This is a genomic window from Streptomyces sp. NPDC006296 (assembly GCF_040613235.1).
Classification (GTDB): Bacteria; Actinomycetota; Actinomycetes; order Streptomycetales; family Streptomycetaceae; genus Streptomyces.
This window is the reverse complement of record NZ_JBEXRT010000049.1, coordinates 1-14,180: the sequence shown is the minus strand read 5'-3', so window position 1 is coordinate 14,180 and position 14,180 is coordinate 1. Positions and strand designations below refer to the sequence as shown.

Here is a 14,180-nt window from a genome sequence, read left to right as displayed (position 1 = left end):
GAAGTTGTATAGTGCGTTCTGCCTCGTATGCTCGCCCCATGAGCAGTCCTGACCCCGGCCACCCGCCGTCCGCAGCCGCCGGGAACGACCGTCGGGCCATGGTCCTGGAGTCGGCCATGACGGTGTTCACCCGCTTCGGTTACCGGAAGACCTCGATGGAGGAGGTGGCGCGGGCGGCGCACATCTCCCGGCCCGGGCTCTACTTCCTCTTCTCGTCGAAGGAGGCCCTGTTCCGGGCCGCGGTCACCCAGACCCTGGAGCGCGACCTCGCCGCGGCCGAGCAGGCCCTGGCCGACCGCGGGCGCCCCCTCCCGGAGCGGCTCGTCGAGGCGTTCGACCGGTGGGCGGGCCGCACCATCGGCCCGTTGTCGCGCGATGTCGCGGCCGTCGCCGAGGACGGTCCCGCCCTGCTCGGCGAGATCGTCGTGACCGCGCCGCGGCGTTTCGAGGAGCTGATCACCGAGGCGATCGCCGCCGACTCGGGCCGCGAGGCGGCGGTGCCCGTCGCACAGACGATGATCAGCGCGTCGATCGGCCTCAAGCACCAGGTCGCGTCACGGGAGGCCTACCTCGACCGGCTGACCGTCGCCGTCGGGCTCCTGGTGCCCTGAGCACTCCCGGCTCCCCTGCGCGCTCCCGCAGGGGCGAGGGCTCGACGGGCGGCGGCGCCCGCGGCGGAGGCTGTCCCGGGGGAGCTCCTCGGCAACGCTCCTCAGGCGGCGAGGGCGGCGGGCTCCCCGAGCCGGGTGGCGGCCGTCCGCCAGGCGGCCGTCACCGCGGTGCGGGCCCGCTCGGTCCGGTCGGCTCCGTGCGGTGAGAGGTCGAGCGGTTCGCCGATGTGCACGTGCAGGTCCGGGCGGCGCAGCGGCGCGGTGAACAGGCCCGCGAGCTGCTTGGGCACGCTTCCCGAGGTCACCCGGCGGGCACCGGCCTGGCCTACCGGGACCACCGGCGCCCCGGTCAGCCGGGCGAGCCGGGACAGGCCGCTGCGGAAGGCCTCGGGCGCCGCCTCCGCGGCGTCCGTCCGGCGCGGGATGCCGCCCTCGGCGTAGATGAGGACCAGTCGGCCCCGCCCGAGGGCCTCGGCGGCCTCGTCCAGGGCGTTCGCCGCGCGGCGGTCACCGCGGTGGACGGCGATGTGCCCCTCCCGGGCGAGCGCCCGGCCGAGCACCGGCACCCGCCACAGCCCGGCCGCCGCCATCACGACCGGACGGGCCCCGAGGCGGTGCAGCGCGGCGAGGACGACGGCGGGATCGGCCAGTGAGGTGTGGTTCGCGGCGACGATGCTGCCGGGGGCGAGTACGGCGCCCGCGTCCGCCGTGACCGTGAGGCGGCCGAAGGCGGGTACCAGGGCGTCGGCGAGACGGCTGAGCATGTCCGGGCTCCTGAGCTCGATCGGATGACGTACCCATCGTCGGCCGGGGGAGCGCCCGGAGCCTGAGTAGCCGCACTCATCTTCCCCTGTCCGGCGGCCCGTCGACGGCGGAGGGGGTGGTGCGGGTCGGGTCGACCATGGCGAGGGCCGGCCGGAGGGAAGGGCCGCCGCACGCGGGGAGCGCCGCACCCCGCCCGGTGGGAGCGGCGTTCCGGGCCGTCCCGGAGGAGCCGGTGAGAGGTGCCGGCCCGCCGTCCTCCCGGACGAAGCCGGTCCGGAGCCGGTCGCCCTGCGGCACGCGCACGCCCCCGGCGCCGGTGGCACCGGGGGCGTGCGCGGACGCGCGAGGTGTCAGCGCAGCTGCTCGTACGCCGGCAGCGTCAGGAAGTCGGCGTAGTCCTGGTCCAGGGAGACCTGGAGCAGCAGGTCGTGGGCCTGCTGCCACTTGCCGGCCGCGAAGGCCTCCTCGCCGGTCTCCGCACGGATCGCGGCCAGTTCCTCGGCCGCGACCTTGCGGGCGAGGTCGGCGGTGGCGTGCTCGCCGTTCTCGAAGACCACGTCCGCGTTGATCCACTGCCAGATCTGCGAGCGCGAGATCTCGGCGGTGGCGGCGTCCTCCATCAGGTTGAAGATGGCGACCGCGCCCATGCCCCGCAGCCACGCCTCGATGTAGCGGATGCCGACCGCGACGGCGTTGCGCAGGCCGTCGTACGACGGCTTCGCGTCCAGGGTGTCGATGGCGATCAGGTCGCCCGCCGCCACCGAGACGTCCTCGCGCAGCCGGTCCTTCTGGTTCGGCCGGTCGCCGAGGACCGCGTCGAAGGAGGCCATCGCGATCGGGACGAGGTCCGGGTGGGCCACCCACGAGCCGTCGAAGCCGTCGCCCGCCTCGCGGTCCTTGTCGGCCTTGACCTTCTCGAAGGCGACCTTGTTGACCTCGGCGTCGCGGCGCGAGGGGATGAAGGCCGCCATCCCGCCGATGGCGTGCGCGCCGCGCTTGTGGCAGGTGCGGACCAGCAGTTCGGTGTACGCCCGCATGAACGGGGCGGTCATCGTGACCAGGTTGCGGTCCGGCAGGACGAACTTCGAGCCGCCGTCACGGAAGTTCTTGACGATGGAGAAGAGGTAGTCCCAGCGGCCCGCGTTCAGCCCGGAGGCGTGGTCGCGGAGCTCGTAGAGGATCTCCTCCATCTCGTAGGCGGCGGTGATCGTCTCGATCAGGACGGTCGCGCGGACCGTGCCCTGCGGGATGCCGACGTGGTCCTGGGCGAAGACGAAGATGTCGTTCCAGAGGCGGGCCTCCAGGTGCGACTCGGTCTTCGGCAGGTAGAAGTACGGGCCCTTGCCGAGGTCGATCAGGCGCTGCGCGTTGTGGAAGAAGTAGAGGCCGAAGTCGACCAGCGCCCCCGGCACCGGGGTGCCGTCGAGCTGGAGGTGGCGCTCGTCCAGGTGCCAGCCACGCGGGCGCGTGACGACCGTCGCGAGCTCCTCGGCGGGCTTCAGGGCGTACGACTTGCCCGACTTCGGGTCGGTGAAGTCGATGTTCCGGGTGTAGGCGTCGATCAGGTTGAGCTGACCGGTGACGACGTTCTCCCAGGTGGGGGCGGACGCGTCCTCGAAGTCGGCGAGCCAGACCTTCGCGCCCGAGTTCAGGGCGTTGATGGTCATCTTCCGGTCGGTCGGGCCCGTGATCTCCACCCGGCGGTCGTCCAGCGCGGCCGGGGCCGGGGCGACCTTCCAGGTGTCGTCCGCGCGGATCGCCGCCGTCTCCGGCAGGAAGTCCAGGGTGGAGGTGCGGGCGATCCCGTCGCGGCGCTCCGCGCGGCGGGCGAGCAGCTCGTCACGCCGGGGCGTGAACCGCCGGTGCAGCTCGGCCACGAACGCGAGGGCGGCATCGGTCAGGACCTCGTCCTGCCTCGGCAGGGGCTCGGCATCGACGATGGCCAGCGGGGACGGCGCTGGTGCGGACATGAGCTGTCACTCCTTCAGCGGGTGGTGCGGCGGCATCCCACGGCCGCCGGGTCGCCCGGCACGGCACGGCGTGCCAGGGCTCCGAGATACGGCCATGGGTACCGCCGAGGACCGGAAGCGGAACCATGGGCTTCTGATCAGTGGATATTAGTTTCCTCATGGTGGAAGTTCAATGGTTTGTTGATGTCGAGATTCTCCGGGTCGACAGACGCGGTGTCGCGGTGGCGCGGCGTGCCAGGGGCGACACGTTCCGTTCACTCCAGGTGCCGCAGGTCCGCCGCCTTATCGATGTCGTGTGCCCGGGCGACGTCCGCGCACTCGACGAGCGTCACCGCGTCGCGATGCGCGCGCAGATAGGCCCGCGCCCCCTGGTCCCCGACCGCGCCCGCCGCGATGTCCGCCCACCGGTCGGCACCGAACAGCACGGGGTGCCCGCGCTCCCCGTCGTACGCGGCCGCCGCCAGGCTCTGCCGGGACCGGTAGGCGGAACGCACCCGGGCCACCGCCTCCGCCCCGATGCCCGGCTGGTCGACCAGGAGCACGAGCGCCGCGTCCGCGTCCGAACCGGAGAGGGCGGCCAGCCCCGCCCGGAGCGAGGAACCCATGCCCTCCTCCCACGCCGGGTTGACCGTCACCACGCACCCCGAGAGGTCCGCCAGGTCGCGCACCTCCTCGGCCGCCGCGCCCAGCACGACGTGGACGGGACCGCAGCCGCCGTTGCGCAGCACCCGGACCGCGTGTTCGACGAGCGGACGGCCGCGGTGTTCCAGGAGCGCCTTCGGCCGGCCGCCGAGGCGACGGCCGCCGCCCGCGGCGAGCAGTACCCCGGCGACCACGGGGATCCGTTGAGTGTGAGCCATGTGCCCTGGATACCACTGCGCCACCACGACGGCGGATTGACCGTGCTCCCTCACGGGTAGCCTCGCCCCTTGTCCGCACCGTGGCGCACGCCACCTCCGACAGCACCGGCCTGCGGATCTCGCCGGGCGCGTGACCACCGCCCGGGGTGAGGCCGGTACCGGCACGACGGCGTGCGAGGGGAGTGCTTTGTTGCGAAGCGTGGGGCGGGAGCGGTCGACGGGAAACGGCGACGACCCGAGGGTCACGGAGCTGCGCACGGCCGTGTCCCGGCTGCGCCGCGAACTCGCCGTGCACCCGGCCGAGTTCCCGGACCGAGGCATCGCCGAGGACGAGCTGGCCGCACTCGACGCCATGGCGGCCGGCGGGCGGCCCGAGGTCCCCCGGCTCCGCCGTTCGCTGCTGCTGGTGGCGGGGGCGATCGGCTCGGTCAGCGCGCTCGCGTCCGGCCTGCGGGACGTGCGTATCGCCGTGGACCTGTTCGCGGAGCCGACGCGCCGCCGGTGAGACCGGCGGCGGGCGAGCCGGTGGAGTCCGGTGGGACGGCGGGCGCCGCCCGTCGGATCGACCGGTGCCGCCCGTCGGCACGGCCGGTGGCGTCCGGTGGGACGGGGCCGCCCGCCGGATCAGCGGCGGATCAGCCGGCGGGCGGTGGCGACGGCGACGGCGGAGGTGCGTGAGTCGACACCCAGCTTGGCGTAGATGTGCACCAGATGGGACTTCACCGTGGCCTGGCTCAGGAACAGCCGCTTGCTGACCTGCTGGTTCGACAGGCCCTCACCGACCAGGCGGAGCACCTCCAGCTCGCGTCCGGTCAGGGCCCGGGCGGGCGCGCGCATCCGGTCCATCAGACGGTGGGCGACCGCGGGGGCGAGCGCGGACCGGCCCGCGGCCGCCGTCCGCACCGCCGCCGCGAGCTCCTCCGGAGGGGCGTCCTTGAGCAGGTAACCGGCCGCCCCCGCCTCGACCGCGGCCAGGATGTCCGCGTCCGACTCGTACGTGGTCAGGATCAGGACGCGGGGCGCGTCCGCCGCCGCGGTGATGGCGGCGGTGGCCTCCGACCCGTGCATCCCCCCGCCGAACTGGAGGTCCATCAGCACCACGTCGAAGGAGCCGGTCGCCGCGAGGGCCACGGCCCGCTCCGCGGTGGCGGCCTCGGCGACGATCTCGAAGTCCGGTTCGGTGTCCAGGACCGCCCGCAGTCCCGCCCGTACCACCGGGTGGTCGTCGGCGAGCAGCAGCCTGACGGGGCCGGTCATGCGGCGGCCTCCCCGCCCGCGAAGGCCTTCCCGCCGGTGGCGGCGGCGCCGGAGCGCCCCTCCCGGGTGAGCGGGAGCGGCAGGGTGGCGGCCAGCGCCGTGCCCTGCCCCGGCGCGGTCTCCACGCTGAGGGTGCCGCCCAGCGCACGGGCCCGTGCGCGCATCGCGGGCAGGCCGAAGCCGCCGCTCCCCGCGTCCCGTCGCGCCTCCCGCGCGGCGTCCGGGTCGAAACCGCACCCGTCGTCCACGACGTCCAGGGACACCGAGGTCTCCATGAAGCTGAGGGTGATCTCCGCCCGCCGGGCCCCCGAGTGCCGCACCGCGTTGGACAGCGCGGACTGGGCGGTGCGGAGCAGCGCCACCTCGTACGGGGTGGGCAGCGCCACCGGCGGACCGCTGACCGCGCACTGCACGGCGAGGTCCGGCGTCGAGGTGCGGGCCGCCAGCCGGGACAGGGCCGCGGCCAGCGAACCGTGCTCCAGATCGGGCGGACTCAGCGCCCGTACGAAGCGGCGGGCCTCGGCGAGGTTGTCCTGGGCGGCCTCCCGGGCCCGGCGCACATGGGCGCCGGCGGGCGCGTCCGGCGGCAGCGCGTGCTCGGCGGCCCGCAGCAGCAGCTGGATGCTGGACAGCCCTTGCGCGAGGGTGTCGTGGATCTCGCGCGCCAGCCGCTCCCGCTCGGCCAGGGTGCCCGCGGCACGTTCCGCCTCGGCCAGCTCCGCGCGGGTGGACACCAGCTCCTCGATGAGCTCACGGCGCCGCTCGCTCTCGCGGAACAGGGCGTCGTAACCGAGCACGGTCGCGACGGCGACCGCCGCCCCGAGCAGCGGACCGATGAACGTGCCCGGGGTCACCGCACGGTGGTGCAGCACGAAGCAGGCGACGGCTGCGGCCGCGGTGACCGCCACGGCCGGCAGGCCCCACCGCACCGGGAGCAGGTGCAGCTGGAGGAAGTACAGCGGGAAGGCCACCCAGACGGCGTCGGGCGACAGGACCAGCAGGACCAGCCACACCGCGCCCAGCGCGGCGAGCCAGACCGCGGCGGCCCGGGTGCGGGGCCGCACGAAGGGGGCCACCGCGCCCGCACCGTAGAGCGCGGCCATCACCCCCGCCACGACGACGACCGCGGTCCCGCTCGTCGAACGGGCCGCGGTGAGGACGAGCAGCCCCACCAGCAGGGCGTGCAGGCAGAGCCGCAGCGCGGTGGTGACGGGGGTGTGCGTACGCGAATCCATGGTTCGTCCAGCGTAGGGCCGCCGGGCGCGCCGCCGGTCAACCGAAAGATTGATGTCCGGCCCGTCCCGCGCGCGATGTCCGTCCGGGCCCGGGGCCGGAGCCTGGAGTCATGTTCGTCGCATCGAGAGATCTCCGGTTCGCCAGGGGCCGGTTCGCACTCATGGGCACCGTCGTGGTGCTGATCACACTGCTCGTGGGCCTGCTGTCCGGTCTGACGGCCGGGCTGGCCAGGGAGAACACCTCGGCCGTCACCGGACTGGACGCCGACCGGCTCGCTTTCGCCGCTCCGCCGGACGGCCGGGCGGTGTCGTTCGCCGACTCGGCCGTCGAGGAGCGCGCGTGGCGTGCCTGGGCCGGGCGGCCCGGCGTCACCGCCGCCGAGCCCCTCGGCATCCGCACGCTGGACGCCGCCGCCGGCGACGGGCGCCGCACCGCCGCGGTCTCGGCGTTCGGGGTCAGGCCGGACGGCGGCCTCGCACCCGGCACCGTGGCGGCGGGCCGGGTGGTGCTCTCCCGGCAGGCCGCCGACGGCCTGGGCGCCGGCGCCGGGGACACCGTCCGGCTGGGCGGCACCGCGCTGACCGTCGACGCGGTCGCGGGCGACGCCTCGTACAGCCACACCCCGGTGGTGTGGACCTCGCTCGACGACTGGCAGGGCCTCGGCGGCGGAAACACGGAGCGCGGCGGAGACGGTGAGGGCGGCGGGGGACGGGAGGGCGGTCGGGCCGGTCCGGGCGCGGACCGGGCCACCGTGATCGCGCTGACCACGCACGGCGCCGACCTCGCGGCCGGCGACGAGGCCGCCGGCACCCGCACGCTCACCCTCGACGCCTCGCTCACCGCCATCGGCTCCTATCGGGCCGAGAACGGCTCGCTCCAGCTGATGCGGGGTTTCCTCTTCGCCCTCTCCGCCCTGGTCGTCGGGGCCTTCTTCACCGTCTGGACCATCCAGCGCAGCGCGGACGTCGCCGTGCTCAAGGCCCTGGGCGCCTCCACCCCGTATCTGCTGAGGGACGCGCTCGGCCAGGCCGTCGTGATGCTGACGGCCGGTACCGGCGTCGGCACCGCGCTCGCCGTGGGCGTCGGGGCCCTGGTCGGCGGCGGGGACGGCGCCGTGCCGTTCGTCCTCGACCCGTCGACCGTCCTGCTGCCCGCCGCCGTCATGATCGCCCTCGGTGTGCTCGGCGCCGCCCTGTCCATCCGGCGGATCACCGCCGTCGACCCCCTCACCGCACTCGGGAGCGTCCGATGACCCTCACCCTCACCGACGTCACCCTCACCTACCCCGACGGTGACACCCGACTGACCGCGCTGGACCGGGTCTCCCTGGAGGTGGCCCCGGGCACGCTCGCCGCCGTCGTCGGACCCTCCGGTTCCGGGAAGTCCAGCCTGCTCGCCGTCGCGGCGACACTGGTCACCCCGGACCGCGGGCGGGTCGTCGTCGCGGGGACGGACACCGCCGGACTCGGCCGTGCGGAGAAGGCGGCCCTGCGCCGCGAGCACGTCGGCATCGTCTTCCAGCAGCCGAATCTGCTGCCGTCGCTGACCGCGGTGGAGCAGCTCCTGGTGATGGCGCATCTGTCCGGCAGACCGGTGCGCACCGCCCGGGCCCGCGCCCGGGAGCTCCTGGACGCGGTCGGTCTTGCCGACCGGGCCGACCGCAGGCCGCACCAGCTCTCGGGCGGGCAGCGCCAGCGGATCACCTTCGCACGGGCCCTGATGAACGAGCCCGCGGTGCTGCTCGTCGACGAACCGACCAGCGCACTCGACCACGAACGGGGCGCCGCGGTCCTGGACCTGCTGGCCGGACTGACCCGTGAACGGTCGACGGCCACGGTCCTGGTCACCCACGACCGCGCGCACCTGGACCGGGTGGACCGGACGGTGACCATGCAGGACGGCCGCCTGACCGCCCCCGCCACGGCCTGACCGCCCCGTCGCCGTCCGAAGGTCCCGTCCCTGTCCGAACCGCCCGGGCCGTGCCTTCCCGTCCGTCCGGTGCGAGTCCTGCGCCCCGGCGCCGGCCCGGGCCGCCTGACCCCTCCGCGGGGCCGCCGGGCCGGGCCGCCCAGCCGGGCCGCCGTGGGGCTCCGGGGCGCGGTGTCAGGCGGCCGGGCCGCTGCTCGCCAGCGCCTCGGAGAGCTCCTTCGCGACCTGCTGGAGGATCGGTACGATCCGCTCGGTCGCCGTCTCCGTCACCCGGCCCGCGGGCCCGGAGATGGAGAGGGCGGCGGAGGTGGGGGAGTCCGGCACCGAGACCGCCAGGCAGCGGACCCCGATCTCCTGCTCGTTGTCGTCCACCGCGTACCCGGCCCTCCGCACCTGTTCCAGCGCGTCGAGGAAGCCGTCCGGGGTGGTGATCGTCTTCTCGGTGGCCGCCGGCATGCCCGTGCGGGCCAGCAGCGCGCGCACCTCGTCCGCCGGGGTGTGCGCGAGGAGGGCCTTGCCGACACCGGTCGAATGGGGGAGGACCCGCCGGCCGACCTCGGTGAACATCCGCATCGAGTGCTTGGACGGCACCTGGGCGACGTAGACGATCTCGTCGCCGTCGAGCAGCGCCATGTTCGCCGTCTCGCCGGTCTCCTCCACCAGGCGCTGGAGGTACGGGCGCGCCCAGGTGCCCAGCAGACGCGACGCGGACTCGCCGAGACGGATCAGCCGGGGGCCGAGGGCGTAACGCCGGTTGGGCTGCTGGCGGACGTAGCCGCACACCACCAGGGTGCGCATCAGCCGGTGAATGGTGGGGAGCGGGAGTCCGCTGCTCGCGGAGAGTTCGCTGAGCCCGACCTCGCCCCCGGCGTCCGCCATGCGCTCCAACAGATCGAAGGCGCGCTCCAGGGACTGCACACCGCCGCTGGGACCGGTGGGCTTGGAGTCGGAAGTGCTGGCGTGGGACGGCGGCACGTCAACGGTCCTTTCGAAGCGGAGGCAAGGCAGCAGCCTACCGGGCTGCTCCCGATCGGCCCACTGCTCCCGGTGCGGCGTCCTCGCCGGTCAGCACCTGTTTTGTCCTGGTGTCGGCGATCAGGCCCGTGTTCGGGCCGAGGCGCGGTGACGCCGCTGCTGGCCCATTCTACGTTCCGCCTGTCGAAAATGAGTTTTTACTTTGTGGAAATAGCCAAAGAGTGTGACGCGTGGTCCACGGAGCGTCCGGTGGGGGAGGAGGGGTCTTGACGGGCCGTCTCGTCGAGTGAAGACTCCTTCAACAAATCGTTGAACTTGAGTGAGGAGCACAGGTGCCCGAGGTGGACGTGAAGCTGGTACTCCGCTCGACGCGCGTCGTCACCCCCGAGGGAACCCGCGCCGCTGCGGTCCTCGTCGCCGGTGAGGAGATCGAGGCGGTACTGCCGTACGACGCCGGAGTGCCGGCCGGCGCCCGCGTCGAGGACTTCGGCGACGACGTCCTGATGCCGGGGCTCGTCGACACCCATGTCCACGTGAACGACCCCGGCCGTACCGAGTGGGAGGGCTTCTGGACCGCCACCCGGGCGGCCGCGGCCGGCGGCATCACCACGCTCCTCGACATGCCGCTCAACTCGCTCCCGCCGACCACCACCGTCGAGAACCTGGGCGTCAAGCGGCAGGTGGCCGGCCCCAAGGCGCACATCGACACCGGCTTCTGGGGCGGCGCGATCCCCTCGAACACGAAGGACCTGCACCCGCTGTACGAGGCCGGGGTCTTCGGCTTCAAGTGCTTCCTCTCGCCCTCCGGCGTCGAGGAGTTCCCCGAGCTGGACCAGGAGCAACTGGCCCGTTCCATGGCGGAGATCGCCGGCTTCGGCGGCCTGCTGATCGTGCATGCCGAGGATCCGCACCAGCTGGCCGAGGCCCCGCAGAGGAGCGGCGGGAAGTACGCCGACTTCCTGGCGTCCCGTCCGCGTGACGCCGAGAACGCCGCGATCGAGGGCCTCATCGCCCAGGCCAGGCGTCTGGACGCCCGCGTCCACGTGCTGCACCTCTCCTCCGGCGACGCGCTGCCGCAGATCGCCGCCGCGAAGCGCGAGGGCCTGCGCGTGACCGTCGAGTCGTGCCCGCACTTCCTCACCCTGACCGCCGAGGAGGTCCCGGACGGCGCGACGGAGTTCAAGTGCTGTCCGCCGATCCGCGAGGCCGTCAACCAGGACGTCCTGTGGGCGGGGCTCGCGGACGGCACGATCGACTGCATCGTCTCCGACCACTCGCCCTGCACCACGGACCTCAAGACCCCCGACTTCGCCTCCGCCTGGGGTGGCATCTCCTCCCTCCAGCTCGGCCTGCCCGCGATCTGGACCGAGGCCCGGCGGCGCGGCCACACCCTCGACGACGTGGTCCGCTGGATGTCCGCCGCCCCGGCCGGCCTCGCCGGACTCACCCGCAAGGGGGCCGTCGAGGCCGGAAGGGACGCCGACTTCGCGGTCCTCGCCCCCGACGAGACCTTCACCGTCGATCCGGCCGGGCTCTTCCACCGCAACCAGGTCACCGCCTACGCCGGGAAGACCCTGTACGGCGTCGTCAGGTCCACCTGGCTGCGCGGGAAGCGGATCGCGGCCGACGGCGTACTCACTCCACCCACCGGCCGCCTGCTGGAGAGGAACCACTGACCATGTCGGCGACACCGCACTTCACCGGCGACGCGAACCCCTACGGGGGCGGCGACCCGTACGCCGACTACCGCAGCGCCGACTTCCCCTTCACCCACCTCGTGGACCTGGCCGACCGGCGTCTCGGCGCGGGCGTCATCGCGGCCAACGACGAGTTCTTCGCCGAGCGCGAGAACCTGCTGAAGCCGGAGCCCGCCGCGTTCGACCCCGAGCGCTTCGGCCACAAGGGCAAGATCATGGACGGCTGGGAGACCCGCCGCCGGCGCGGCACGAGTGCCGCCGAACCGCACCCCGCCGACGAGGACCACGACTGGGCCCTCGTACGCCTCGGTGCTCCCGGAGTGGTGCGCGGGCTGATCGTCGACACGGCGCACTTCCGCGGCAACCACCCCCGGGCGGTCTCCGTCGAGGCGACCTCGCTGCCGGGTTCGCCGTCCCCCGAGGACCTCCTCGCTCCCGGTGTGCAGTGGACAACCCTCGTCCCCCGTACGGCCGTCGGCGGCCACGCGGCCAACGGTTTCACCGTCCACGCGGAGCGGCGCTTCACCCATCTCCGGGTCAACCAGCACCCCGACGGCGGCATCGCCCGGCTGCGCGTCCACGGCGAGGTGGCACCCGACCCCGCCTGGCTGACCGCCCTCGGCACGTTCGACCTGGTGGCCCTGGAGAACGGTGGCGGGGTCGAGGACGCCTCCGACCGCTTCTACTCACCGGCGACCAACACCATCGCACCGGGCAGGTCCCGCCAGATGGACGACGGCTGGGAGACCCGGCGCCGACGGGACAGGGGCAACGACTGGATCAGCTACCGGCTGGCCGGGCAGGCGGAGATCCGGGCGGTCGAGATCGACACCGCCTGCCTCAAGGGCAACGCGGCGGGATGGGCGGCGGTGTCCGTCGGCGACGGTGAGGGCGGTGCGTGGACGGACCTCCTGCCACGCACCCGCCTCCAGCCCGACACGAACCACCGGTTCGTCCTGCCGGAGCCCGTGCGCGGCACCCACGCCCGGATCGACATCTTCCCGGACGGCGGGATCTCCCGGCTGCGGCTCCTCGGTTCCCTGACCGCGCAGGGGGCGGCGCGGCTGGCCGCCCGCCACGAGCAACTCGGCGGATAGGAACCTCGGTTCCGGTTCACCCGGTCCGGCGGGTCCGACCGGTTCACCCGGCGCCGCGGCCGGGTGCCGCCGTGGCGCCGCGTCCGCGCGGCCTCGGGCCCCTGGGGTGCCGTGTTCACGTCGCGCCGGGTTCGTGTGGCGCCGGGCCCCTGGGGTGCCCGGTCCAGGTTGTGCCGTGGCCGGGCGGTGCCGGGTTCACGTGGCGTCGGCTTCGGGTGCCGCCGGGTTCGCGTGGCGCCGGTTCACGTCCGGTCCGCAGGCGTGTGGGACCCTGGTCGGCACGTCGTCGTCCCGACCAGGAGTCGCCATGATCTTCATCGCCGTCAAGTTCACCGTGCGCAGCGCCGAGCGGGACAACTGGCTCCCGGCCGTCGAGGAGTTCACCCTCGCCACGCGTCAGGAGCCGGGCAACCTCTTCTTCGACTGGTCCTACAGCGTGGAGAACCCCGACCAGTTCGTCCTGCTGGAGGCCTTCGCCTCGCAGGAAGCGGGTGTGGCGCACGTGAACTCCGAGCACTTCAAGGCCGCGATCGACACCATGTCGGAGCTCGTCAGCGAGGTCCCGGAGATCGTCAACGTCGAGGTGCCCGGGGACGACTGGTCCCGGATGTCCGAGGTCACCCCGCGCAACCGCTGACCCGCCTCGCGCAACCGCTGATCCCGGCCTCGCGCGGCGGGTGACCGCCGCCGGGGGCCGCGGGCCGTGCCCCCGGCCCGCCCGCCCGCGCACGCCCCGGCCAGGCTGTCCGCACCCCGTGCCCGGGGCCGCCCCGCGCGGCCGTCCGGCTCAGAACTCCTCGTGCGTCTCGGGGTCCCCGCCGAACCGGTGCGGCGGCCTGGAGCCGATCCGGTCCAGCTCCTGCTGCGTCAGCTCGAAGCCGAACAGGTCCAGGTTCTGCCGCTGCCGCTCCGGATCGGCGGACTTCGGGATCGGCACCGCACCCAGCTGGGTGTGCCAGCGCAGGACCACCTGGCCCGGCGTCACGTCGTGGGCCCCGGCCGCCGCGATCACGTCCGGCGACTCCAGGACCTGACGCCCCCTGGCCAGCGGACTCCAGCTCTCCGTGACGATGCCCTTGGCGCGGTGCACCGCGCGCAGCTCCTCCTGGGGGAGCAGCGGGTGCATCTCGATCTGGTTCACCACGGGCAGTACCCCCGTCTCCCGCTCCAGCCGCTCCAGGTGCTCCGCGGTGAAGTTGGAGACCCCGATGGCGCGCACGAGGCCGTCCTCACGCAGCTTGATCATCGCCTTCCAGGTGTCGACGTACCGGTCCACCCGGGGCAGCGGCCAGTGGATGAGGTACAGGTCGACGTAGTCGAGGCCCAGGTTGCTCCGTGACACCTCGAACGAGGCCAGCGTCTCCTCGTACCCCTGGTGGCGGCCGGGCACCTTGGTCGTGACGAAGAGATCCTGCCGCGGTACCCCGGAACGGGCGATGCCGCGGCCCGTTCCGGTCTCGTTCCCGTAGTTCAGTGCGGTGTCCACGAGCCGGTAGCCGAGCCGCAGCGCGTCGGAGACGGCCTTCTCCGCCGCCTCGTCGTCGAGCGGCCAGGTGCCGAGGCCCACCGCGGGGATGGTGCTGCCGTCGTGGAGGGTGCGGACCGGGGGCGGTGTCTGGCTCATGGTCTCCCTTTTCGTCTGCGTACGGTCCCCGCCAGCCTAGGACGGGCCGGCGCGCAGGGCGGGGCGGCGCACCACGTCGGCGGGCAGCACCTCGTCGGTCTCCAGGCGCACCCCGGTCACCCGGTCCTGCTCGGTGGTGAGCCCGGTGACGGCGCGGCC

General features: G+C 73.9%; 14 protein-coding genes. 7 read left to right on the top strand and 7 right to left on the bottom strand.

Annotated elements, in window-relative coordinates:
• Positions 1–116: 116 nt before the first annotated feature.
• Positions 117–611: a TetR/AcrR family transcriptional regulator gene (locus ABZ172_RS26365; protein ID WP_356887218.1), complete on the top strand. Its 495-nt coding sequence runs from the start codon at positions 117–119 to the stop codon at positions 609–611.
• A 101-nt stretch (positions 612–712) separates the two neighbouring features.
• On the opposite strand, the gene ABZ172_RS26360 is transcribed toward ABZ172_RS26365, so the two are convergent.
• The 3 genes from ABZ172_RS26360 to ABZ172_RS26350 form a co-directional block, all read right to left on the bottom strand.
• Positions 713–1,375 carry a lysophospholipid acyltransferase family protein gene (locus ABZ172_RS26360; RefSeq protein WP_356887160.1) on the bottom strand — a complete coding sequence of 221 codons (663 nt, stop codon included), beginning with the start codon at positions 1,373–1,375 and terminating at the stop codon, positions 713–715.
• A 351-nt stretch (positions 1,376–1,726) separates the two neighbouring features.
• On the bottom strand, positions 1,727–3,346 hold the full coding sequence (gene aceB / locus ABZ172_RS26355) for a malate synthase A (protein WP_356887158.1): 1,620 nt from the start codon (positions 3,344–3,346) through the stop codon (positions 1,727–1,729).
• 254 nt (positions 3,347–3,600) lie between these two features.
• Positions 3,601–4,206, bottom strand: a complete 606-nt coding sequence (locus ABZ172_RS26350; protein ID WP_356887156.1) for a nucleotidyltransferase family protein — start codon at positions 4,204–4,206, stop codon at positions 3,601–3,603.
• A gap of 187 nt (positions 4,207–4,393) precedes the next feature.
• Here ABZ172_RS26350 and ABZ172_RS26345 point away from each other — a divergent pair, with 187 nt between their 5' ends.
• On the top strand, positions 4,394–4,711 hold the full coding sequence (locus tag ABZ172_RS26345; RefSeq protein ID WP_356887154.1) for a DUF5955 family protein: 318 nt from the start codon (positions 4,394–4,396) through the stop codon (positions 4,709–4,711).
• A gap of 119 nt (positions 4,712–4,830) precedes the next feature.
• Here ABZ172_RS26345 and ABZ172_RS26340 read toward each other — a convergent pair whose 3' ends face one another.
• Positions 4,831–5,463 (bottom strand): response regulator transcription factor, encoded by a 633-nt coding sequence (locus tag ABZ172_RS26340; RefSeq protein ID WP_356887152.1) that lies wholly within the window; start codon positions 5,461–5,463, stop codon positions 4,831–4,833.
• Positions 5,460–6,698 (bottom strand): sensor histidine kinase, encoded by a 1,239-nt coding sequence (locus ABZ172_RS26335; RefSeq protein WP_356887150.1) that lies wholly within the window; start codon positions 6,696–6,698, stop codon positions 5,460–5,462. The genes ABZ172_RS26340 and ABZ172_RS26335 overlap by 4 nt, the downstream gene beginning before the upstream one ends.
• Positions 6,699–6,808: 110 nt before the next feature.
• On the opposite strand from ABZ172_RS26335, the gene ABZ172_RS26330 reads away from it, so the two are divergent.
• On the top strand, positions 6,809–7,951 hold the full coding sequence (locus tag ABZ172_RS26330; RefSeq protein WP_356887148.1) for an ABC transporter permease: 1,143 nt from the start codon (positions 6,809–6,811) through the stop codon (positions 7,949–7,951).
• Positions 7,948–8,628: an ABC transporter ATP-binding protein gene (locus ABZ172_RS26325; protein WP_356887146.1), complete on the top strand. Its 681-nt coding sequence runs from the start codon at positions 7,948–7,950 to the stop codon at positions 8,626–8,628. The genes ABZ172_RS26330 and ABZ172_RS26325 overlap by 4 nt, the downstream gene beginning before the upstream one ends.
• 174 nt (positions 8,629–8,802) lie before the next feature.
• Here ABZ172_RS26325 and ABZ172_RS26320 read toward each other — a convergent pair whose 3' ends face one another.
• The gene (locus tag ABZ172_RS26320) at positions 8,803–9,603 is read right to left on the bottom strand and encodes an IclR family transcriptional regulator (protein WP_356887144.1); all 801 of its coding nucleotides are present in this window, start codon (positions 9,601–9,603) and stop codon (positions 8,803–8,805) included.
• 332 nt (positions 9,604–9,935) lie between these two features.
• Between ABZ172_RS26320 and allB the strand changes: the two genes are divergently transcribed.
• The 3 genes from allB (at position 9,936) to ABZ172_RS26305 (ending at position 13,034) form a co-directional block, all read left to right on the top strand.
• Positions 9,936–11,279 (top strand): allantoinase AllB, encoded by a 1,344-nt coding sequence (gene allB / locus ABZ172_RS26315; protein ID WP_356887142.1) that lies wholly within the window; start codon positions 9,936–9,938, stop codon positions 11,277–11,279.
• A 2-nt stretch (positions 11,280–11,281) separates the two neighbouring features.
• Positions 11,282–12,397, top strand: coding sequence for an allantoicase (gene alc, locus ABZ172_RS26310; protein WP_356887140.1), 1,116 nt, complete (start codon positions 11,282–11,284; stop codon positions 12,395–12,397).
• 307 nt (positions 12,398–12,704) lie between these two features.
• A complete protein-coding gene (locus tag ABZ172_RS26305) occupies positions 12,705–13,034 on the top strand; it encodes a putative quinol monooxygenase (RefSeq protein WP_356887138.1) in 330 nt (109 codons plus the stop codon).
• A gap of 150 nt (positions 13,035–13,184) precedes the next feature.
• On the opposite strand, the gene ABZ172_RS26300 is transcribed toward ABZ172_RS26305, so the two are convergent.
• Positions 13,185–14,021, bottom strand: coding sequence for an aldo/keto reductase (locus tag ABZ172_RS26300; RefSeq protein ID WP_356887136.1), 837 nt, complete (start codon positions 14,019–14,021; stop codon positions 13,185–13,187).
• Between the last annotated feature and the right edge of the window lie 159 nt (positions 14,022–14,180).